The organism is Achromobacter seleniivolatilans (assembly GCF_030864005.1).
GTDB lineage: Bacteria > Pseudomonadota > Gammaproteobacteria > Burkholderiales > Burkholderiaceae_B > Achromobacter > Achromobacter seleniivolatilans.
The window spans coordinates 1,559,720-1,581,017 of record NZ_CP132976.1 but is presented as its reverse complement, the minus strand read 5'-3'; the positions used below and the strand labels follow the sequence as shown (position 1 = coordinate 1,581,017).

Below are 21,298 nucleotides of genomic sequence, written 5' to 3'. Positions count from 1 at the left end.
CGCGGCAGCATCGCGGCTCCCGGAGTAAGACGTAGCGCAACCGCAACCGTTCAATCCACGTTTTGTCCTTTGATGAGTCGAACTTACGCTAACGGTTGCGGCCTCGCAGCCATTCTTCTGTTCGGAGTTGTCGTCGCAGGCATCCGCGGCGTTGCAGAACACTTTGGCGCGGGAGCGGGAGCAGCGCTTCTATATACAGCGAGCTCGCTCTTTCTGGTTCTGCTGTCGGGGCTGCCAAAAATTCGGGACTGTTCCGTTGCCTACCTGGTCGCCGCCAGTGCGCTTTTTGTCGGGTATGAGATCTGTTTCTCTCTGTCTATCGGCTACGCGCAAAGCCGTCGTCAAACGCTGGAAATTGGAACGATCAACTATCTTTGGCCGTGCTTCACTGTGCTGTTCGCGGTGCTGATGAATCGAGAGCGCCCAGGATGGCTGATCGTGCCCGGCACCGTGTTGGCGCTTCTGGGCGTGGGGTGGGTAGTAGGTAGCGAAAGCGCATTTGATCTGGAAAAAACGCTTCAGAACGTGAGCAGCAATCCGACAAGCTACGGCTTGGCGCTGATAGGCGCGGTGCTGTGGGCGCTCTACTGCAATGTGACGCGGCGCTATGCGAGCGGGCGCAATATGGTCAGTTTCTTCTTCATGTTGACGGCTGGCGCGCTATGGATGCGTTTCGCGTTGTCGTCCGAGCCGCTTGCCATCCCAGGCACCCAAGCCGTGCTGACGCTTGCCCTGGCGGGCGCCAGCATGGCGGGCGGCTACGCTCTGTGGAACGTGGCGATTCTGCATGGAAATATCTCCATGTTGGCGACAGCATCGTATTTCACTCCGGTCTTGTCGACGGTGTTTGCCTCGTGGTTGTTATCCACTCCTTTGGAATGGAGCTTCTGGCAGGGGGTAATTATGGTGACAGCCGGGTCCCTGCTGGGTTATCTCGCAACTAAACAGAAGAAGGTGGCGCAACTTGCTGCCACGTGAGGATCGCAGCAGCGGTATCGGTGACCCCGCAGGGGCCGATGCAAGGTTTGGACCATAGCAACGCCCCTCCCAACTGCCGTCTCAAGGGCGATCGGGGCTGGCGTGTGGGCTTTCAACTGCGCAGCCGTCAATCAAAGATTCGGGTTCTTGGTCTTCAAGATCAGGTGTTGTCTCGCGCTTCTCTGTTGATGTTGCCGATCGCAGCTGATGGTCGATATGGGCCTGAATGGGGATTCCAAATCGGTCATAAAAAATGCTCATGGAATACCTCGTCTTGGGAGTGGAGATGCAGGCGGGCCTGGTTTGCCAAGGTTGAATGTACGCTTGGAGCGCACCTCTGGGTGCCAGGAATCCGGGAAAGTCCCAGGTCTGAAATCTGAGCCTCCAACTCCTACTTTTCGTACATAGACCGCTGGATAGCGAGTTGGATATCGTGCGCTCCATTGTGATGTGTGAAGTTTCGACTGAACCTGGCAAAGGAGCCCACTATGTTTCGCTATTTCTTGAACAACCATGCTTGCACGATTGCCGCTGTTGTCTTGAGCACAACGTCTGTCGCCCACGCTGCCGATATCAAGTTTGGATTTGCGGCACCGTTGACAGGCCCGCAGTCACACTACGGCGAGGAGATGCAGAACGGACTGATCCTGGCGATCGAAGAAGCCAATCAGAAGGGGGTAAAAATAGGCGGCAAACCGGCCAAGTTCTCGCTGGTTTCCCGCGATGATCAGGCAGATCCCCGAATTGCGGTGCAGGTGGCGCAGCAATTGGTCGACCAGGACGTCAGTGGGATACTTGGCCACTTCAATTCGGGAACGACGATTCCGGCTTCCCGCGTCTACCATGACGCCGGCCTGCCGCAGATTGCGATGGCGACTTCGCCCGAGTACACCAAGCAGGGGTACGAAACCACATTTCGAATGATGACCAGCGATACGCAACAAGGCGCCGCGGTTGGCAAATTCCTGGTGCAAAAGCTGAACGCTAAAAAAGTCGCAATCATTGACGACCGCACGGCTTATGGCCAGGGGTTGGCCGATGAAGTCGACAAGGCCGTGAAGGCGGCCGGCGGCCAGGTGGTTCGGCGCGAATATACGACCGACAAGGCGAACGACTTCACGTCAATTCTGACGAACATCAAGGGAACGGCGCCCGATGCCATCTTCTACGGCGGTCTGGATGCGCAATCTGGCCCCATGAAGCGCCAGCTAGTCACGTTGGGGATCAAGGCGCCGCTCGTATCGGGCGAGATGACGCGTAGCGACACCTTCATCAAATTGGCTGGCGATGCTGCCGACGGCACCTATGCATCGCTGGCGGGCGTACCTCTGGAAAAGATGGCGGAAGGCAAGGTATTCGAACAGCGCTATCAAGCGCGCTTCAAAAAGGCCCCGGGCGTCTACACGCCGTATGCCTACGACGGTGCTTGGAACATGATTTCGGCGATGGAAAAGGCCGACTCCGCTGACCCTGCAAAGTACCTGCCGGAGCTTGCCAAGCTGAGCAGGAGAGGGGCGACAAGCGAACATATCGCGTATGACAAGAATGGTGACTTGAAAGAGATCTCGGTCACGATTTACGAAGTTAAGGGCGGCAAGTGGGAAATGGTCGAAACCATGGTTAGCCAGGCCAACTGAGGGCGGCCGTCGCACTGGCGTTTTTCCACAAATAGGGTCCTGTCGCGTGCTGTACGGGCGCGGCGGGTCAACCCGCACCTGACTCAAAGCCGGTATGGATATATTCACTCAACAACTTATCAACGGCCTGACGCTAGGCAGTGTCTATGCGCTAGTCGCGCTTGGGTACACCATGGTGTACGGCATCATCGGTCTCATCAATTTCGCTCACGGAGACGTCGTGATGATCGGCGCCATGGCTGCCACGATGGTTGCCGCGATGCTGTTCGGCGCCGATCCCTCTCTATCCGCTTTCGTCGTACTGGGGCTGGGGCTGGTGGTAGCGATTCCGTTGTGCATGGCGGTAGGCTGGACGGCGGAGCGAGTCGCTTACCGGCCCTTGCGGCGGGCTCCTCGACTTGCGGCCTTGATCACCGCTATTGGCGTTTCGATCATTCTGCAAAACGTGGCGATGATGGTCTGGGGCCGCAATTACCTCAACTTTCCACAAGTCCTGCAGCCTGAAGTCTTGAATGTCTTGGGTGCGAGGATGAGTACCCTCCAGATCGCTATCGTTGTCATTGCAGCGGCAATCATGGGGGCATTGCTGCTGCTTGTGCACAAGACGCGTCTGGGTACCGCCATGCGGGCGACGGCGCAGAACCGTGAGGTGGCGGGCTTGATGGGTGTCAACATCAATACCGTCATATCTGCCGCGTTTTTGATCGGGTCAGCGCTGGCCGCGGTGGCGGGAATGATGATCACAACCTACTACGGCGTTTCGCAATACACGATGGGCTTCATGCTCGGGCTGAAAGCGTTTACCGCCGCCGTGTTGGGAGGGATTGGCAACCTGGTTGGCGCGATGGCTGGAGGGTTGCTCTTGGGCATCATTGAATCCCTTGGTTCTGGCTACATCAGCGACTTGACCGGTGGCTTCCTGGGTAGTCATTACCAGGATGTGTTTGCATTTGTGGTGCTCGTTATCGTGCTGATTTTTAGGCCGTCAGGGTTGCTTGGCGAGCGAGTAGGGGACAGGGCATGAGCAGCTTGAAGATGGGAAAAACCATGCCGGTTCGCCAGCTGCTGGGTATCGCGCTGATCGGAATCGTTCTTGCGGTGCTGCCGTTTGTGCTGGGTTTGGCGGGTCAAAGCTGGGTTCGAATATTGAACTTCGCGTTGCTGTACGTCATGTTGTCGCTGGGTCTGAACATAGTGGTCGGTTTTGCCGGGCTCTTGGACTTGGGCTATATCGCTTTCTATGCGGTAGGGGCCTACGTATGGGCGCTGCTGGCGTCGCCGCACTTTGGGTTGCATCTGCCGTTTTGGGTCATCCTGCCTATAAGCGTGGCAGTTGCCTGCGTATTTGGGGTCTTGCTAGGAGCCCCCACACTGAAGTTGCGGGGTGACTATCTGGCTATCGTGACCTTGGGGTTTGGGGAAATTATCCGGATATTTCTGAACAACCTGAATGCGCCGGTCAACATTACCAATGGGCCTCAAGGGATCAATCGTATTGATCCTTTCCGGGTAGGCGAGTTCGCGTTCAATCGCACTGAGACGCTGATGGGCATCCGGTTCACGGGGCCTGAAAAGTACTACTACCTGCTGGTCGGGCTGACGCTACTCATTGTCGTCGTTTGCGCACGGCTCCAAAACTCCCGTGTTGGAAGAGCTTGGGAGGCAATTCGCGAAGACGAAATCGCGGCTAAGGCGATGGGGATCAATACGCGAAATGTAAAGCTGCTTGCCTTTGCAATGGGAGCGTCATTCGGCGGACTCGCGGGTGCGTTGTTTGCCGCGATGCAAGGGTTCGTCAGTCCCGAGAGTTTCAGCCTGACCGAGTCTATTTCCATACTTTGCATGGTCGTGCTCGGCGGTATGGGGCACATTCCTGGCGTCATTCTGGGCGCGATCATCTTGGCCGGGTTGCCCGAGTTTCTGCGCGCCGTGGTCGAACCCCTGCAACATATGCTTTTTGGCGCAGTCGTCATTGACCCCGAGGGTATACGCATGCTGCTTTTTGGTCTGGCTATGGTTTGCGTCATGTTGTTCCGGCCAGCCGGACTATGGCCTTCGGCAGTACGCAAGCGAGAGCTGACTGGCACGCGCCAGCAAGGCGGTGCAGCATGAGTGTGATTCTGAAAGCCCAAGGGCTGGGAAAGCGCTTCGGTGGGCTGCGTGCCTTGACTGACGTCAGTTTTGATATTGAGGCAGGGGAGATCTATGGCTTGATCGGTCCAAATGGAGCGGGCAAGACGACGTTGTTCAACGTGTTGACCGGCCTGTATGTGCCCGACGAAGGGGAATGCACATTCAACGGCATTTCGCTAAAAGGGGCAAAGCCGCACGAGGTGGCCAACGCCGGGTTGGCGCGTACGTTTCAGAACATTCGTCTGTTCGCCAACTTAAGCGCGATCGAGAATGTGATGATAGGCAGGCACATACGGACCAAGGCGGGCGTGTTGGGTGCCGTCATACGTACAGCGTCGCAACGCGCGGAGGAGGCGGCAATTGAGCGCCGCGCTCATGAGTTGCTGGACTATGTCGGTATTGGTCACAGAGCCAATGACGTGGCAAGGTCGTTGGCCTATGGCGACCAGCGCCGGTTGGAAATTGCGCGAGCGCTCGCAACCGAGCCGAAGCTGCTTGCGCTTGATGAGCCTGCCGCAGGAATGAACGCATCCGAAACCGTCGTATTGCGCCAGCTGATTGAGAAGATTCGCGCTGACGGAATCACCGTGTTGCTCATCGAACACGATATGAAGTTAGTGATGGGCTTATGCAGCCGTGTCTTGGTCTTGGAGTACGGGCAGGTGCTGGCTATGGGCAAACCCGCCCAGGTTCAGCGCGACCCCAAGGTCATCGAAGCCTATCTTGGCGCGGGCGCAGCCGAAGACCCCCTGTTGCATCATCCTGAGGCGCAAGCATGAATCCGAAAGAATCACACATTCAACCCTTGATTTCCTTGCAAAGGCTGGAGGTCGCGTATGGTGGAATTCGTGCCGTGCGCGGAATCGATTTACACGTCAATGCTGGCGAGCGGGTATGCCTGATTGGCGCCAACGGCGCGGGCAAGAGCACGACACTTCGTGCCATTACCGGATTGGTCCCGTTGGTGGGTGGCGCCGTTGAGTACGACAGCCGTTCAATTGCCGGCAGTCCACCTTTTGATCTGGTGCGCCGAGGCTTGATCATGGTTCCCGAAGGGCGTGGCATTTTTGGACAACTTACCATCGAAGAGAACCTTGCGATGGGCGCCTATACCCGGCGCGACGCATCTCAGATTCGGCAGGACACGGAGCGCGTGTTCACGCTGTTCCCGCGTTTGGCGGAGCGCCGCAAGCAGGCGGCCGGCACACTATCAGGTGGTGAGCAGCAAATGGTAGCCATGGGGCGCGCCATGATTGCGCGGCCCAAACTACTTTTGCTTGACGAGCCGTCCATGGGGCTTGCCCCCTTGATGGTAGAGAAAGTGTTTGAAGTGGTGCGCACGATTGCGAGCGAAGGCGTGACAATCCTGTTGATCGAGCAGAACGCACGTTTGGCGCTTGAGAATAGTGATCGGGGTTATGTCATGGAGTCAGGCGAGATCATTCTTGATGGCGACGCGCGCGACATGCTGAACAATCCAAAAGTGCGCGCCGCCTATCTCGGCGAAGTGGAAGCTTAGATGCTCGCCTGGTTCCATCGTTAAGCGTGGCTGGGGTCACACGCGATAAACGCGGGTGCGGCGATTATCGCGAGACCCTCGCAGAATTTGATGTGCGCGGGGGAGTAGTAGTCTGAGGCGTGCAGTAGATTAATCTGTCCCAAGAGTTGACCCCGTCCGTAAACCGGAATGTTAAGAACGCTTTCGCAGTTCAGGGAAAAAATCGCGTCAGCATCAGGGAAATTTTTCCGGACGGCGTCGGCGTCCGCCGTCAGCATAGGCTGTCCGCTCGTCACCATCCTGTGCAATGCAGGCGCATCTACGATCCGCTTGCTTCCGTTTGCGGCATAAATCTGAGGGGCGCTGCTATAGAGACGGTGCGCCATACCTGCGGCAAGGTCGTAGCGCAGTGCCGTGAATAGGCGGTGCCCCACGCGTAGTTGCGCGAGTTCGTCCAACGCCCGAAGCAGCGGATCGGGCGTGCCTGGTTTTCTGGCGCACGACAGTGCGGCCGTCAGCGTTTCGATTTCCGGCGGGGACAAGGTGAATAGCAGGTTCATCGCATTGCCTCGTTGATGGAGAAAGGCTGTTCAAACGGATGAAATGGAAACTCAATTCGAGAGCCATGCTCGCCGCCAGTCCCGATTGCCAAGATAGGCGGTCTACCGTGAGGCACTTGGCCGCAGTGGTCCTTGTCTGCACCGGCTATCGAGATGCGGATGCGGCTGCCTGGCTGGAATTGCCAAGCCGTGGGTAACAGAGGAACGCTGATTCGTTCGAACTGCCCGGGCACCAACGGCAAGGCGTCTTGTTTGCTGAACGTGCGGAAAGGCCACGTGGTCTGGTAGCCCAGAGGGCACGGGGAGACCCTGCGATGCAGCAAGCGCAGCATGCCTTCCGTCACGTAGCGCTCGCGGCCGTCAGCTTCAATTTCGGTCAAGTACACGAACAACGCCGCGTCGGGTTCGCTACTGCTGACCCAAAGATCCGCGACGACATGGCCGGCCAGTTCCGTTGCAGCGCGTAGGGGAGCTGATGTGAAGCTGCACATCAGGTCGGTGCGGCCTTGCCAATCCGGGTAGTACTCCGTGCTGTTGATGGCGGCGATGCGCTCGTAACGGGTACCGGAGCCAGTGCCAATTGCGAAATCGACGTGATAGTCCTGATGCGAGGTGTCCGACTCGGGGAATGATTCGAGAACCGAATTGGGGGTAAGGTATAGCGTCTTGTCCGGCCACTTGTCGTAAGGGGGCCACTGAGGCGCGCTTCGCCATTGTTCTGCATGAATCGCGTAGTAATGGACGGGGTCTTCAGCATCCAACCCGGTGTTCTTGCCGAGCAGATAGTGATCGAAAAAACGCAGGATTTCCGCCAGCCACGGGAAATCCGCCATCTGAGAAGTGCGCCAAGGCGACACATCAATGCGTGCACCATGGTCCCAGGGGCCAAGCAAGAGATGGCGCGGATTTTTCGACAGAGTCAAAAAGCGAGAAATTGCGCCGTTCATATAACCCCCGCCATCCATCCAGCCAGACACCGAAAGTACGGCCACATCGTGCGGTATCTGTTCGGCCAGGCTATAGGGGCTAAAAGTTGCAGAGCTGAATTCTGGGTCGTAGGGAAGGGGATCTTCCCGGAAGCGGAATTCAGGCATGAACTCGGTTTGACGGAAGTTCCCCAGGTGTTGATGAATGGCGTCCTTCAACAGCTTGCCTTCCGGATCTTCGTCTACGGGCTGCGGCCCGTCGAAGTCCGGATTTGCGTAATACACGAACCGGTGAAGCATGTCGCGGCGGTCATGGTCCAGCGCGACCATCAAGTCGTCATAGCTCTGCGTCAGTGCCTTGAGCTGAATACCGCCCGGAAAATAATTATCCGTATAGGTATCCCAAACCGAGAACAGTGGAGCAATTGCCTTAACGGCTGGGTGGCGGGTGCTCGCAAGAAAATCTGACGCGGCTCCCAAGTAAGAAATGCCGGTCGCACCCACGACGCCGCTCGACCACGGTTGCTTGACGATCCAATCTACAACCTCGCGGCTGTCTTCGCGCTCGCGTGGCGAACGGAAGCTGTCTCGCGTGCCGAAGCTGGCGCCCGTTCCGCGCACGTCGATCACGACGACCACGTAACCGCGCGGGACGAAGAAGTCGCGGAACTTTGCCGTGTTGGGTGCGCGTTCGCCTGCGCCGCCGGTTTTCAGTTTGAAGCGGCGGTAATAGGGGGTGAAAAGAACAATGGCGGGAAACTGTGCCGGGGTCTGCGTGCTGGTCTGCTTGTCGGGAGATTGCGGAACGTAGACATCAATCGCCAGGCGGCAGCCATCGCGCATCGTGAGGTAGCGGGACTCAGGCTCTGGGATGCTGTAAATCGCGGGCCGGGTATCGGCATAGTTTTGGGGTGGAACCACCCAGGCCACATCTTCGTTTTTGGGGTAGGACTGCATGGACATCCTTGAATTCAATGTTGGGGCAGACTGGCTGCGCGCTTTGGCCGCAGCGATTCGACAATCATGTTATTGACGCGTTGTGAGCGGCACCAATATGCAATGTGGATAGCTACATAGGAAAAAACGATGAGCCTGATTGCGCTCCTGAACGTAAATACTTCCTAGGGATTACGCGAGGGAGCCGCTTTTTCAGGCGCGTCTTTGAATATGATTCAGGCGTGAGATAGGAAATCCTGATGGACCTGCGACAACTCAAGTACTTCACTCGTATCGTCGAGCTAGAAAGCATTACGGCCGCCGCCGAGACCTTGCACATCGCGCAGCCGTCGTTGAGCCAACATGTGGCCAACCTGGAAAGCGAGTTAGAAACCCAGTTGTTGCTGAGAGGTCCGGGCGGCGTGCGTGCGACGGACGCCGGCAAGCTCCTGTATCGGCATGCCAAGATGGTGTTGCGGCAAGTTGAAGAAGCTAAATCAGCGCTTAAGCATGGACGTGACACGCCAGCGGGCCACGTCACGGTCGGGCTGCCTACCAGTACGTCGCGCGTGCTTGCGGTGCCGCTTATCGAGGCCGTAGCAGAGCGGTACCCCGAGGTATTGCTAGAGATCATTGAAGGCAGCAGCGCCGACTTGGCCGTCGCTGTCTCATTGCATCGCATGGATATAGCGGTTGCGATGGACGTCCAGCCGCAGCCCGCCCGCATGACAACCACGCCGTTACTAGTCGAAAACTTGTACCTGATTGGCCCGTCGTTAGGTCTGGAAGCCATTGCGCTGCGGAAAATGTCGGAACTGCCTTTGGTGTTGCCCAGTTTTCCCAATTCAATACGTGTGTTGGCTGCGCGCGCTTTTGCCGAGGAAGCCTTGCCGTTCACACTGGTAGCGGAGACCAGCGCTGTGTCCGTGCTGCTTGCACTCGTGAAAGCAGGAAAGGGCTGGACGGTGCTGCCTTCGTCCGCGTTGGTTGGGCTTGAAGCTGACAAAGATCGCATTGTCTCCACGCCTATTGCAGATAAGGCCTTCAGCCGCCGAGTGTCGGTCTGCATGTCCTTGTCCACGGAGAAAAGTGTGGTGTGCACCCACATACATCAGACGCTGATTGAGGTTGCGAAAGACTTGGTGGCGACAGGGCGTTGGGGCGGCGTGGTCTGGAAAAACTGACCACGCCGGCGGCGTTACTCAGGCTGGATCTGCGCCAACTGGGCGACCTTGCCCCAATGAATGCGATCTGCGGCGACGATATCGTCGAACCCTTTCAACGTGACACCGCTGGCTGTCGCTCCTTGAGCTTCGAAGTACGCGGTCATTTCCTTCTCCAGCACCACCTGATGCACGAGCTGGGCGATTTTTTCGGCGAGTTCGTTAGAGGTTTGCGCCGGGGCAAACAATCCGAACCATCCCAGCGCTTCGAATTCCGGGAAACCCTGCTCGGCTACGGTAGGAACGTCAGGCAGAACCTGTAGCCGTTGTTTAGACGTCACCGCGACTGCGTTCAGATCGCCCCGTTGGATGTAAGGCAGCGACGTCATGGCCACGTCCAGCATAAAGTCCACGTGTCCCGCCATGGTGTCGGTCAGGGCAGGGCCGGACCCTCGATAAGGAACGTGAGTCACCGGAATAGCCAGGCTGGCACGCAGGGCCTCGGTCGCCAAGTGATTGGAAGATCCCAGGCCGCTGGACCCGTAGGTCAGGCCGCCGGGCTTGTTCTTGGCTGCGGCGACCAGCTCTTTCAGGTCTTGCGTTTTCAACGCTTTATTGACCACAACCACGTTCGGAACCGATGCGATCATCGCTAGCCCACGAAAATCCTTCAAGGGATCATAGGGCAGGGTTTTGTAGAGAAAGGGTGCGACCGATTGCGTGCTGACCGTTCCGAGAAACAGCGAATACCCGTCGGCAGGTTGTGCTCGCGCATAGGCGGCGCCCAGCGTGCCGCCTGCCCCAGGCTTGTTCTCGACGATGAACGGCTGACTGGTCAGTTGCCCCATCCGTTGCGCCACCTTGCGCGCCACAATATCAGTGGAACCGCCAGCCGCGAACGGCACAATGATGCGAACAGGCTTGTTTGGCCAGGCTGCGGCATCCTGCGCATGAGCGGGTGAGGTCAGCAATAGTGCCGAGGCAATGGCGGCGAGGGTGAATAGCGTCTTCATAAGTGTCCTCCAAGGATCGTAGAGAGGAATAAGATGGCGTCAGTCGACCTGGACGCCTGTGCGCGCGATGAAGTCGCCCCATACCTTCGCATCTTCGTCTGCCCGGGCGCGCATCTCCTGAGCAGTTCCTTGCAGCGGAATGAAATACAAATCCTTCAACCTTTTGTTGATGGCGGGATCGGTGATCGCGGCTTGGATTGCCTGGTTCAATTTGCTGACAATGGCGTTGTCCATTCCTGCCGGGCCGACTACAGCAAACCACCCCGGCATCGGAGGCGCTTGAATGCCGGCTTCCTTGAGTGTGGGCACGTCGGGCAAATCGCTGGCGCGCTTGTCCGCCAGCACGGCCAGGGGGATCACGTTGCCGCCTTGAATCTGCGGCAATGCTGAACCCAGCACGCTGGTCATGATGTCCACCTGTCCTCCGATGACTGCATTTAACGCAGGACCCGAACCCTTGTACGGCACATGTTTGAGCTTGATGCTCGCACCCGCGGCGATCATTTCGGTCGATAGGTGGGTGGAGTTGCCAGCGCCGGCGCTGGCGAATGTCACGCTGTCAGGTGCGGCTTTGGCTGCGGCGAGCAACTGCGGCAGGGTCTTGTACGGACTACTTTTTCCCGCAACCAACACGAACGGAGTGTCGACGACAGGCGCGATGTAGGTGAAGTCCTTGTTGGCGTCGTAGGGCAGTGTCTTGTACAGCTTCGGGTTGAAACTCATTTGGGACACGCCCGCCAATAGCAGGATGTATCCATCGGCAGGCGACTTTGCTACGAAGGATGTGGCCACGATGCCGTTCGCGCCGGGCTTATTCTCGACGACGACTGATGCGCCCAAGACGCTTCCGATTTTCTCGCCCAGCAAGCGGGCAACCACGTCTGCCCCGGACCCCGCAGATTGCGGAACGATCAGCCGCACGGGATGGTCGGGATAGGTGGACTGGGCGTGAGCCGTGCAGCTGAGAACAGGCAGTACGCTGATGAAAACAGCGCGAAGGTAATTGGCCGAGCAGGCCTTGCTGAGGTTGAACATCGCTTTCCCTTGGGTTCATACGCTTATTGCGCATTTTTGATTGCGTTTTGTACGCTTGATCCATGCTAGGGAGAGCTCGAATTCAGTTCAAATACCGCTTTCCTATGCGCCTATAGGTTTTTCCTTTGGCAGGCGGGCAAGCCGATTAGAGCTCGGGAAAGGTAATGGAAAACGCTACCCCGTTACCCGCGATTCCTGCGAGTATTTCGATCTTGGCTTGGTGCTGGTGGGCGATGCGGGCAACGAGAGAGAGGCCGATTCCGCTACCTTGCCCGGCAGATCCCGGCACGCGATAAAAACGGTCAAATATCTTCTCTCTTTCGTGGAGGGGTACGCCTGGACCGTCGTCCATGACGGTCAGTCTGGCCTCACCATCGATGTTCCCGCATTGAACCAGGATGCAGCCTGCATGTTGGGTGTAGCGGCAGGCGTTGTCGAGCAGATTGCGGACGAGGATGCCGATCAAATCGATGTTTCCCTGAACAAGGCAGGGATTCAGGTCCATCAAGATGCGTTGGCTTTTTTCCACGGCAATCATTTGTATGTCACGCGATACAAGCTCCACGACTGCACTTAAATCCAAGGTTTTGGGTGCCATCGAGACATCACTTGATTCCATGCGCGCAAGGTCCAGAAGCTGTTCCGCCAGGCGGGAACTACGCTGCGTCGTTGCGGCAATTTTTCTCAGAAGTGCCTTTACTTCGTCGATGTCGTCAGTTCTCAGGGCATTTTCTGTCTGTACGGTGAGCACGGCCAAGGGCGTCCGAAGTTCGTGGGCAGCATTGCTTAGGAACGTACGTTCATTTTCCATAGCAGTCTTCAACCGGATATGCTGCTGATTCAACGCGACGATAAGGGGCCGTATTTCAATCGGCACGTGCTTTTCACATAGAGGGCTTAAATCCATGACGTCACGCTGTCGAAGCGATCGAGTGATGGCTGAGACTGGCTTGAGGGCAATGCTGCTGATCAGAATCGCTACGCCACCCACAGCTAAAACCAGGATGAACGTTATGAGGGCGCCGAAGCTAAAGCGGTCGCGGAATTGCTGTTGCGACAGCGAAAGCGGAGACGCCACGACGACCTGGGTGCGAGCCTCGGCATCGATGGCAGAGTAGACGCGCCACCCATCGGCATCCACATATCGCGTGGAAAATCCGCTCTTGCCCAGTTCGGCGATCGAGGTGGATGGGGCATCTATCGAACTGAAAACCAGACGCCCGCTGGTTAGATCAAATGCAAGTAATGCGTTCTTGCTTTGGGGAGCTATCCATCGTCCGTCCTGTGAACAGCTGGCGTCTTTAGACAGCCTCGCCGTAGTGGACGCAACCGACAGAAGCGCGACCTGAGCTGTGTTCATCAGATCCCGATCTCTCGCGCCGGTGTTTTCCTTCACAACATCGGCCCAGTAAAACGAGAACTGAATTAGCCAGGACAGCAGTAGCGTCACCAGGATTCCGGCGAGCAGGCGCATGCGTAGCGACTTGAAGGATGGCAACCGCACGCTTAGTTCTCACGACCCAGCCGATATCCGAAACCGTGAACCGTCTCGATGAAGCCGCTGCCGACCTTTCTGCGAAGTTGGTGTACATACACGGCAACGGTGTTGCTCCCGATCGCTCCGCTGGTGCCGTACACCTCTTGTTCGAGTGCGTAACGCGAGATTGCCAGCCCATTCTTTTGCATCAGGGCCTGAAGCGTCCGGAATTCATGCACGCTCAGTTGCACTTCCGTGCCGTTCACTGTCGCCAGATGGCTACTGGGGTGCAGCGTCAAGCTGCCCCATGTCATTACGGGCGCCACGCGCCCCTGACTGCGCCGGATGACCGCGCGCATGCGGGCGAGCAATTCCCCAACTTGAAATGGCTTGACTAGATAGTCATCCGCGCCCGCATCCAAGCCGGCGATGCGATCACTCAACCGGTCTCTAGAAGTCATGATGATGACGGGCGTGATGTCATATCTGGCTCGTAGAAACCGCAAGACGTCCAGGCCAGAGCTGTCTGGCAGGCCAAGATCCAGAAGTACGACATCGAATACTTGATCGAGCAAGTGGATTTTCGCCGTGGCCGAATTACCGGCGACCGTCAATTTGGCACCATCTCGTAAAAGTGTTGTCGTCAATGCTTCGGCAAGCATCGAGTCGTCCTCGATCAAAAGTGTCCTGGTCATAAAGGCATGTTGTCTCAGCTACCAAAAGGACGCTGCATTGTGGTGCAGCCGGGTTAAGAATTTCTTAACCGTTTGGCGCAATAGGCGAAAGATGTTTGAGAACCACGCTGAGCATTGTGGTCGTATTGTTGCGACGCCGCGACGCAACTTGACGTTCGTCAATGATCTGGCTACGCCCAGGTCTCAGTTAAGAAATAATTAAAACGAGGCGATCACAATGGTGGACGAAATCAAGCCACGTTTTGGTAGCTCGTGGCCGGTGCGCAAAGCGCATGAGAATTCAATGCTAACTACCTGTCCGCGTCAATGTACGAATAGTAGGATGTGCCTACGCTGTTTCGAGAGGGTCGAGGGGTTGCAAAAACTCTGAAGGCATGCTCGCGCATCGTGACACGCAGGAAACATGAAGAACCTGACAATATCAAAAAAGCTTGCGCTCGCATTTACGTCTCTAGTGTTTTTGCTGGTGATTCTCTCCGGCATTAGTTGGTACCGATCTGGCGTGCAAAGAGATGCGACAGACAGTCTTATCGACTCTCGAATTCCAATCAATCAGTCGTTGTCGATATTGATGGATCGTGTGCGTGTTCAAGCGATTCAAATGCGCAACCTCATCATATTTACCAATCAAGAACGCGTTGCTGCTGCCAAGAAACAAATTGCCGAAAGCCGAAGGGAAGTCGTCGAGCAGTACAGCTATCTTGACGGGGCGGTTACCTCTGCCGAGGGAAAAGCCGCGTTGAAACACATGAAGGAAGGGCGGCAGAAGTTTATTGCAACGGCCGACGGGTTCCTTGATCTCATTGCCAAGGAACAGAAGGATGAGGCGACCCGCTACTTAATGGACGTTTTTCGTCCGGTGCAGTTGGCCTACGAGTCAACCATTCGAGAACAAATAAGCGTACAAAACGAACTGACCAAACAGACCAGCATTTTGGCCGCTGACGCTGGCGATACGCTCCGGCGTGACATCGTGATCAGCACGGCCGCCGCTGTAGTGTTGGCTTCTATTCTGGCTTTGGTTTTGATTCGATCCATTACTCGCCCGTTGGCGCGTGCGATCGATGTGGCAGATCGCGTGGCGGCCGGCGATCTAAGCGCCGCAATTATTGACGACCGTCGAGACGAAGTAGGCCAACTCTTGAACGCGTTGGAACGCATGCGGCATAGCCTGTCTGCGACGGTGAGTGCGGTTCGCCATAACGCGGAAAGCGTGGCCGCAGCTAGCGCCCAGATAGCCTCCGGAAATAACGATCTGAGCGCGCGGACGGAAAATCAAGCCAGCGCGTTGGAAGAAACGGCAGCTTCGATGGAACAGCTTGGCACGACCGTTCGCCAGAATGCTGACAATGCGCAGGCTGCAAACAAGCTGGCAATAACTGCGTCGGAGGTCGCCCAGAAGGGTGGCAATGTGGTCGCCGAAGTCGTCAACACCATGAATGGCATACGCGAAAGCAGCGGGAAGATCTCGGACATCATTAGCGTGATCGACAGCATTGCATTCCAGACCAACATACTGGCCTTGAACGCCGCTGTTGAAGCGGCCAGAGCGGGCGAGCAGGGTAGGGGATTTGCCGTGGTGGCGGGTGAGGTACGCTCCCTGGCGAAACGCTGTGCGGACGCTGCCAAAGAAATCAAGCAACTGATCACCGCTAGTGTCCATCAAGTTGAGGAGGGCACTGCGTTGGTCGATGACGCAGGCTCCACAATGGCCGATGTCGTAACCGCTATTCGCCGAGTTACGGACATCATGGGCGAAATCAGCGTTGCTAGTAACGAGCAAAGTACTGGGGTCGGTCAAGTGGGTGAAGCCGTCACGCAAATGGACGAAGTCACGCAGCAGAACGCAGCACTGGTTGAAGAAATGGCCGCGGCTGCGAGCAGTTTGACCGAGCAGGCTACTGCCTTGGTCAAGGTGGTATCAGTATTCAAGTTGGCGAATAGAGAGGATATGCCGATGGCAGAAGTCGTTACGCCTCTGCCAAGGCTGCTGGCGAAGACTGCTGTGCATGCCAAGCCGCATGCGCCAGCTTTAAAGCCGCGCGGTGTGATTCAACCTGTCATGGTGTCTGCAACAGCGGGTCGCGAGGACAGAGAATGGGAAACTTTCTAAAGAAAAACGGTGATGCTCAATAGCACGGCCACACACCGATCTTCTTTCAGCGCTCTCAGCCTATAGGTGTACGTCGGCCACGCTTGAAGCCATATGCTCTGGCTCCCCAAGCTGCGAATAGGCCGACCAGCAGCAATACGAAGAGTACCCAGGGGAAAGACGCGGCGCCCGTAGTTGACAGCAGCACCCCGCCCAACACGCCGCTTCCGGCGAACGCAAGGTTGAAGACGGTCACGAGCATCGACTGGGCAACATCGGCACCATCGCCAGCGGCGTCGGCCAAGGCAGTCTGGAGTAGGGTAGGGGCGCCGCCGAAGCTCAAGCCCCAAACCGCGACACAGAGATACACCAGGGCGGGTGGCGCGTTGCCGAAACCCAGTGCCAGCGATATCAAGGCGAACGCACCCAGACTGATCAGCACCAACCTGCGTAACAAGCGATCAACCAGCAGGCCGGTGATCCAGATGCCGAACATAGCGGCGATGCCGAATATCAGCAGCACCAAATCCACGCGATCGGCTAATCCGACGGAAGCAAGGAACGGCGCGATGTAGGTATAGAGGGTGTAGTGGGCCAGTATCCAGGCCATGATCACGAACAACACTGAGCGTACGCCTGGCGTTATCAAGACCTTGCGCATCGGAACGCGCCGGTCGGCCGCCTGGCCAGGGTAGTCCGGTACTTTCAAGAGCACCCAGACCATCAGTACTAGGCTTAACGCGGACAGGATGCCGAAGATGTGGCGCCAACCGACCAGCTTGCCGAGCCAGGCGCTCAAAGGCACACCCAGCGACAGAGCTAATGGGATACCGACCATTGCCACCGCCATAGCGCGGCCCTGCAAAGAGGCGGTCACCATGCGTCGGGCATAGCCTGCCAGCAGGCTCCAAGCCAAGCCGGTGGCAATGCCCACCATGAAGCGGGCGGCCAGCGTCAACGCGAAGTAGGGCGACAACGCGGTCACTGCATTGCAGACAAAGAAGCCACCGATAGCCAATAGCAGCACAAGCTGTCGCCGCCAGCCACGCATTGCGATGGTCAATGGAATCGCCGCCAACCCCGAACCCAGTGCGCAGAGCGTAACGAGTTGACCCGCCCAAGCCTCCGACACGCCGAACCCCTGGGCGATCTGCGGAAGCAGGCCTGCAGGCACGGTTTCGTTGGCGGTCGCGATAAAACTGCTCATGGTCAGCGCCAATAAACCCGCCATGGGTATGCGGTCGGCGGCAGCGGTTGGATGGGCAATGCCTGATGCCGCGGAGCAGGTGTTCTCACTCATTCTCTTTCTTGCCTTTCATCACTGGTCCTCGATAGCTTAGAGATGACCCAGTTTGAATCATTGTCTCCTGCTTGATAATTGGCTTAACATTTGAATATCTTTCAAATCTATATTTAAAATGGCAACTGATCGACTTGGGGACATGCGCTTATTCGTCGAGGCGGCGACGTTGGGCAGCTTGTCAGCGGCCGGACGCAAGCTGGGTTTTTCGCCTGCTGCCGCAAGCGCACGACTCTTTAAGCTTGAGGCGGCGTTGCACACAAAACTGTTTGATCGCACTACACGCCAATTGCGGTTGACCGGCGAGGGCGGTTTGTACTTGCGGCATTGCCGAATTGCCCTGCAAGCCATTGATGACGCAGAAGCCGTACTTCAGTCGGGTCGAGAGACTGTGCGTGGAAAAATACGAATTTCGGCGTCTGCTGATTTCGGCCGCAACTTGCTGAACCAGTGGCTCGAAGAATTCAGCGCCGTGCACCCAGAGCTGAAAATTGCGTTGACGTTGTCGGACTCGTTGTCGAACTTGGTACAAGACGATATTGATCTTGCAATTCGCTTTGGAATGCCACGTGACAGCTCACTAGTCGCGCGGCATTTAGCGCCCAACTGGCGTGTGCTGTGCGCATCACCTGACTATCTGGCACGGCACGGCGAACCCAAAACGCCTGCGGATTTGGTCAATCACCATTTCATCGTATTGGTCACCGCGGCAGGCCCATTGAATGAATTTCACTTTGCCATGGACGAGCAGGATTGGAGCCACACCGTATCGATGGAACAGGCATGGGAAACCAACGATGGTGCGCTTGCCCGGGCATGGGCAATTGCTGGTCATGGCATCACGCGCAAGACTATTTGGGATGCGGCTGCGGACATCCGTGCCGGGAAGCTGAAGGTTGTATTGCCTGACCTAAGCAGGAACGAGGCAGGCGTCCATGCGGTATTCCACGGTACGCGATATATGGTGCCCCGTGTGCGCGCACTTTTGGACTTCTTGATCGAGCGATTCAATCGTGCTACCGATGATTTACTGCGCGATTTGGACGTGCCTCGTTTTTAGAGACATGCACTACTGAGCTCCTAGTTGAAATACGCATAATGTGTATTATGTAAAGTAATGAATGGACGGAAAAGCCCTCTTTCCCCCATGGCTGTCCTGCCGCCCGCGTTCAAACGTTGTCTGGATGCGTGATCAACTGCCAAACGCCGTCCATTAACCGAAGCACGAATTTGTCTGTCACGACCCACAGTACCCGTTCAGTGGAGTCGATCGCCTGCACGGTGAAATCAGTCGGCACGCCCTTCAAGTCAAAGCTGATCTTTTCCAGCTTTCCGCCGGTGACCGTGTACAGCCCTGAACTCGTGCCGATGTAAACCTCACCCAGGAAGCTTCTGACCGACCAGAAATGTATGTCGTTTCGCCCCAGCGCGACCCGATGAAAGCCACTGACACGATTCCCCCGCAGCAAGGTCCCGTTGTGTCCGCACATCAGCACGTCGGTATCGGACAAACAATGGATGGCGTGCAAGTGCTGGCGAGTCGGGCTCTTTATTTGCGACCACACTGCACCGTTCCAATGCATGATCAAGCCGTTGCCGCCGCACACGTAGACATGATCTTCCGATATCCCGGCGATGGATTCGAGATTGGGCGTCGCCCGCATCTGTTTCGTCAACGCGGCAATGTTTGAAGTGTCGTCGGCTGTTATCTGGGCAACGACATCTTGCAGCTGTTTGACCGCCTGCTGCTCCAATGCGGACGCAATCGAAGACCATCCTTGCGCGTCACGCCGGTAGACGCTATTTAGTGCTCCGCAGACGTAGGCCCTATCCCCGATATGCGCGATGGACGAATAGGTGCGTCCTTCTTTCCGGTTCTGGTCAGCGCCGCGCGCAGGCACTTCCTCGTCGGTGATTCCGGCCGAGTTCATGATCCGCACATACCCGTATTCGCTCAATGCGTAGCAAGCGCGCGGGACGTCCTGCTGTTGCGGACGAAGCGCCACGGACACAATCGTGCGCCCTGCAATATCGTGATGGTTCCAAGGTTCGGTCCCGGCCAGGTTCAAGACGAACATCCGGGTAAATTCTTGCTCGGCATCAAGCTCATCAATGAACGCCGCCACACAGAGCATGTCGTCGCTCACCGCGCAGCCATGGCCAAATGAAACCGGAACTTTTTTCATATGCTTCGCACCTCTTTGTCGTGTAGCACTTCCATCACAAGCCATTCAAGCCGCTCTTGGATGAGCCTTTGCCTAAGTTGGGAAACTCAGCGGGGTTCAACATCCGGCCTGTAGGATCGGCCCGAAACAGATCAGTGGCGGACAGCCCCTGGCTCTGGTGATAAGCGCGCACTTTTGCGGCCATGGTGACGGGATTGCATCCTGTCACCGCCGCGGCCGCCGTGACACCCAAGCCCTCCAATTTACCCAGCTCTGACGTACCTAGCGGATTTCCTTGCGCGCCAAGCGCGGCTTCGGCCGGATCATATATGGCATGAATCGAGCCATGTTCATTAACTCTGGGGCCCTTGCGTACCGGTGTGCCGCCCGCGACGCAAATGCACAGGCCCTTGCCGTGCGAGAGCCCTCCTTTCAGGCGCACTTTTGACGGTAGCTTGAACACCCGGTCCGGAACAATATGATGTGGCGTTCTGCCCGGAGGACATCCCCTTCCATAGGTACGCAGAGTGCAGTCGCGATCCTCGCCTTTGGACTTGCCACCGTCCTTATCTTTACCTTTACCATTGCCCTTGCCGCTGACCGCATCATCTCCGTGCTTGGCCCCCTGCCCTGCGCCTTCCTTACCGCCCTTGCCTGCCGCCTTGCCCGCGTCTGCCGCGGCCTCGCCTGCCTTCTCAGCTTTTTTTGCCGCGGAGGCCGCGCCTGCGGCACGCCGGCCGACCTTCCCCGCCGTCCCTAGCCAACCAACAAAGGGAATTGCGGATGCGAGGGACAACGCGGCGCCCGCGTAATCGCCGCGCGCCAGGCTGATCCCGGCATTGACCAGGTCAGCCGCCTCGCCCGCAACGGGAATCAGCCCCACGATATCCAATCCGGTCTGGATGCCGTCCAGTACGCCGTTGCCGCTTTCGCTCTCTGCGTCGGTTTCCGCCTCGACCTGCGGGTTCGATGCCTCGGCGGAGTCGCCGCCAGCCGCGGCGTCGCCGGCCGCTCGGCCGAGTGTATTGCCGTTCGGCGTCGTGCTGCCGCCGTCATGCTCCCCTTCCAGCGGATAGAGTTCGCGATAGGACGGGACTTTCTTGAGGTCGGCAAGTTCCTTGCGGAAAATTTCTTGACGTAGCGCCTCGTAGGGCTCCTCGGACAGTGTCTGCGTAGTGCCCCATTCGGTCGTTCCGTCCGCAAAGCTGACGTAAACGCCGCCTACCCCGTCCGACTGCACATACATCGTACTGGGGCCGCCCGCCGTCTGACGCAGCGGCACACGATGCACGCTGACGTTGACCGCATCCAACTCAGTCGCTTCAGTCATCGCGCTAGACCCCGTTCATCCAGAACAAGTCGTCATGGCGCACCAGATAACGCCCCTCTGCGCGCACGTTTGCGCTGCGCTCTAACGGATGGCATTTCCCTTCCACAACGCCGCTCTTGATGCCGTTGGCCGTACCTGCGGCATCACCCACAGTCTTTGGCGTGTAGCTGCGCTCGTACACCACCACGGGATGCCCGTTTGACCGAACGCTTTGCGCAACGCCGGTGCTGGTCTTCAGCTCGGCCGTGACGGGATAAGGCACAGGTGGAACGCTGCTACCCATGGGTGTCTTGCAAACATCGGGAGCAATGGAGATGACGCGCCATGCCTCCTGCTTGCGGGCCATGATGTTCTCCGCCA

General features: G+C 57.3%; 20 protein-coding genes. 9 read left to right on the top strand and 11 right to left on the bottom strand.

Features of this window, described 5'->3' with window-relative positions:
* Positions 1-72: 72 nt before the first annotated feature.
* Entirely contained in the window at positions 73-978 is a 906-nt protein-coding gene (gene yddG, locus RAS12_RS07070; RefSeq protein WP_306946649.1) for an aromatic amino acid DMT transporter YddG, read from the top strand.
* An 81-nt stretch (positions 979-1,059) separates the two neighbouring features.
* Here the strand turns inward: yddG and RAS12_RS07065 are convergent, their stop codons facing one another.
* Positions 1,060-1,239 carry a hypothetical protein gene (locus RAS12_RS07065; RefSeq protein WP_306946646.1) on the bottom strand — a complete coding sequence of 60 codons (180 nt, stop codon included), beginning with the start codon at positions 1,237-1,239 and terminating at the stop codon, positions 1,060-1,062.
* Between the two features lie 227 nt (positions 1,240-1,466).
* Between RAS12_RS07065 and RAS12_RS07060 the strand changes: the two genes are divergently transcribed.
* The 5 genes from RAS12_RS07060 to RAS12_RS07040 all read left to right on the top strand — a co-directional run bounded on the left by RAS12_RS07060 (position 1,467) and on the right by RAS12_RS07040 (position 6,267).
* Entirely contained in the window at positions 1,467-2,615 is a 1,149-nt protein-coding gene (locus tag RAS12_RS07060; RefSeq protein WP_306946644.1) for a branched-chain amino acid ABC transporter substrate-binding protein, read from the top strand.
* 94 nt (positions 2,616-2,709) lie between these two features.
* A complete protein-coding gene (locus RAS12_RS07055; RefSeq protein WP_306946642.1) occupies positions 2,710-3,639 on the top strand; it encodes a branched-chain amino acid ABC transporter permease in 930 nt (309 codons plus the stop codon).
* Positions 3,636-4,727, top strand: coding sequence for an ABC transporter permease subunit (locus tag RAS12_RS07050; protein WP_306946640.1), 1,092 nt, complete (start codon positions 3,636-3,638; stop codon positions 4,725-4,727). Before RAS12_RS07055 ends, RAS12_RS07050 begins: the two co-directional genes overlap by 4 nt.
* Positions 4,724-5,527: an ABC transporter ATP-binding protein gene (locus tag RAS12_RS07045; protein WP_306946638.1), complete on the top strand. Its 804-nt coding sequence runs from the start codon at positions 4,724-4,726 to the stop codon at positions 5,525-5,527. The genes RAS12_RS07050 and RAS12_RS07045 overlap by 4 nt, the downstream gene beginning before the upstream one ends.
* Positions 5,524-6,267 carry an ABC transporter ATP-binding protein gene (locus RAS12_RS07040; RefSeq protein ID WP_306946637.1) on the top strand — a complete coding sequence of 248 codons (744 nt, stop codon included), beginning with the start codon at positions 5,524-5,526 and terminating at the stop codon, positions 6,265-6,267. Before RAS12_RS07045 ends, RAS12_RS07040 begins: the two co-directional genes overlap by 4 nt.
* A 20-nt stretch (positions 6,268-6,287) precedes the next feature.
* Here the strand turns inward: RAS12_RS07040 and RAS12_RS07035 are convergent, their stop codons facing one another.
* Positions 6,288-6,806: a GAF domain-containing protein gene (locus tag RAS12_RS07035; protein WP_306946635.1), complete on the bottom strand. Its 519-nt coding sequence runs from the start codon at positions 6,804-6,806 to the stop codon at positions 6,288-6,290.
* The gene (locus RAS12_RS07030) at positions 6,803-8,689 is read right to left on the bottom strand and encodes a CocE/NonD family hydrolase (protein WP_306946633.1); all 1,887 of its coding nucleotides are present in this window, start codon (positions 8,687-8,689) and stop codon (positions 6,803-6,805) included. The genes RAS12_RS07035 and RAS12_RS07030 overlap by 4 nt, the downstream gene beginning before the upstream one ends.
* 239 nt (positions 8,690-8,928) lie before the next feature.
* On the opposite strand from RAS12_RS07030, the gene RAS12_RS07025 reads away from it, so the two are divergent.
* Positions 8,929-9,852: a LysR substrate-binding domain-containing protein gene (locus RAS12_RS07025; RefSeq protein WP_306946631.1), complete on the top strand. Its 924-nt coding sequence runs from the start codon at positions 8,929-8,931 to the stop codon at positions 9,850-9,852.
* Between the two features lie 14 nt (positions 9,853-9,866).
* On the opposite strand, the gene RAS12_RS07020 is transcribed toward RAS12_RS07025, so the two are convergent.
* The 4 genes from RAS12_RS07020 to RAS12_RS07005 all read right to left on the bottom strand — a co-directional run bounded on the left by RAS12_RS07020 (position 9,867) and on the right by RAS12_RS07005 (position 14,051).
* Entirely contained in the window at positions 9,867-10,844 is a 978-nt protein-coding gene (locus RAS12_RS07020) for a Bug family tripartite tricarboxylate transporter substrate binding protein (RefSeq protein WP_306946628.1), read from the bottom strand.
* Positions 10,845-10,883: 39 nt separating this feature from the next.
* Positions 10,884-11,879: a Bug family tripartite tricarboxylate transporter substrate binding protein gene (locus RAS12_RS07015; protein WP_306946625.1), complete on the bottom strand. Its 996-nt coding sequence runs from the start codon at positions 11,877-11,879 to the stop codon at positions 10,884-10,886.
* 145 nt (positions 11,880-12,024) lie between these two features.
* Positions 12,025-13,353: a sensor histidine kinase gene (locus RAS12_RS07010; protein WP_306946622.1), complete on the bottom strand. Its 1,329-nt coding sequence runs from the start codon at positions 13,351-13,353 to the stop codon at positions 12,025-12,027.
* A 32-nt stretch (positions 13,354-13,385) separates the two neighbouring features.
* Positions 13,386-14,051 (bottom strand): response regulator, encoded by a 666-nt coding sequence (locus RAS12_RS07005; protein WP_306946620.1) that lies wholly within the window; start codon positions 14,049-14,051, stop codon positions 13,386-13,388.
* Positions 14,052-14,454: 403 nt separating this feature from the next.
* On the opposite strand from RAS12_RS07005, the gene RAS12_RS07000 reads away from it, so the two are divergent.
* Positions 14,455-16,164: a methyl-accepting chemotaxis protein gene (locus tag RAS12_RS07000; RefSeq protein ID WP_306946619.1), complete on the top strand. Its 1,710-nt coding sequence runs from the start codon at positions 14,455-14,457 to the stop codon at positions 16,162-16,164.
* A 55-nt stretch (positions 16,165-16,219) separates the two neighbouring features.
* Here the strand turns inward: RAS12_RS07000 and RAS12_RS06995 are convergent, their stop codons facing one another.
* A complete protein-coding gene (locus RAS12_RS06995) occupies positions 16,220-17,443 on the bottom strand; it encodes an MFS transporter (protein ID WP_306946616.1) in 1,224 nt (407 codons plus the stop codon).
* Between the two features lie 118 nt (positions 17,444-17,561).
* Here RAS12_RS06995 and RAS12_RS06990 point away from each other — a divergent pair, with 118 nt between their 5' ends.
* Positions 17,562-18,503, top strand: coding sequence for a LysR family transcriptional regulator (locus RAS12_RS06990; RefSeq protein ID WP_306946614.1), 942 nt, complete (start codon positions 17,562-17,564; stop codon positions 18,501-18,503).
* A gap of 109 nt (positions 18,504-18,612) precedes the next feature.
* On the opposite strand, the gene RAS12_RS06985 is transcribed toward RAS12_RS06990, so the two are convergent.
* The 3 genes from RAS12_RS06985 to RAS12_RS06975 are packed head-to-tail and all read right to left on the bottom strand — an operon-like array spanning position 18,613 to position 21,284.
* Positions 18,613-19,629 carry a beta propeller repeat protein gene (locus tag RAS12_RS06985; RefSeq protein WP_306946612.1) on the bottom strand — a complete coding sequence of 339 codons (1,017 nt, stop codon included), beginning with the start codon at positions 19,627-19,629 and terminating at the stop codon, positions 18,613-18,615.
* Positions 19,630-19,663: 34 nt separating this feature from the next.
* Positions 19,664-20,920 carry a hypothetical protein gene (locus RAS12_RS06980; protein ID WP_306946610.1) on the bottom strand — a complete coding sequence of 419 codons (1,257 nt, stop codon included), beginning with the start codon at positions 20,918-20,920 and terminating at the stop codon, positions 19,664-19,666.
* A gap of 22 nt (positions 20,921-20,942) precedes the next feature.
* Positions 20,943-21,284, bottom strand: a complete 342-nt coding sequence (locus RAS12_RS06975; protein WP_306946607.1) for a DUF4150 domain-containing protein — start codon at positions 21,282-21,284, stop codon at positions 20,943-20,945.
* Between the last annotated feature and the right edge of the window lie 14 nt (positions 21,285-21,298).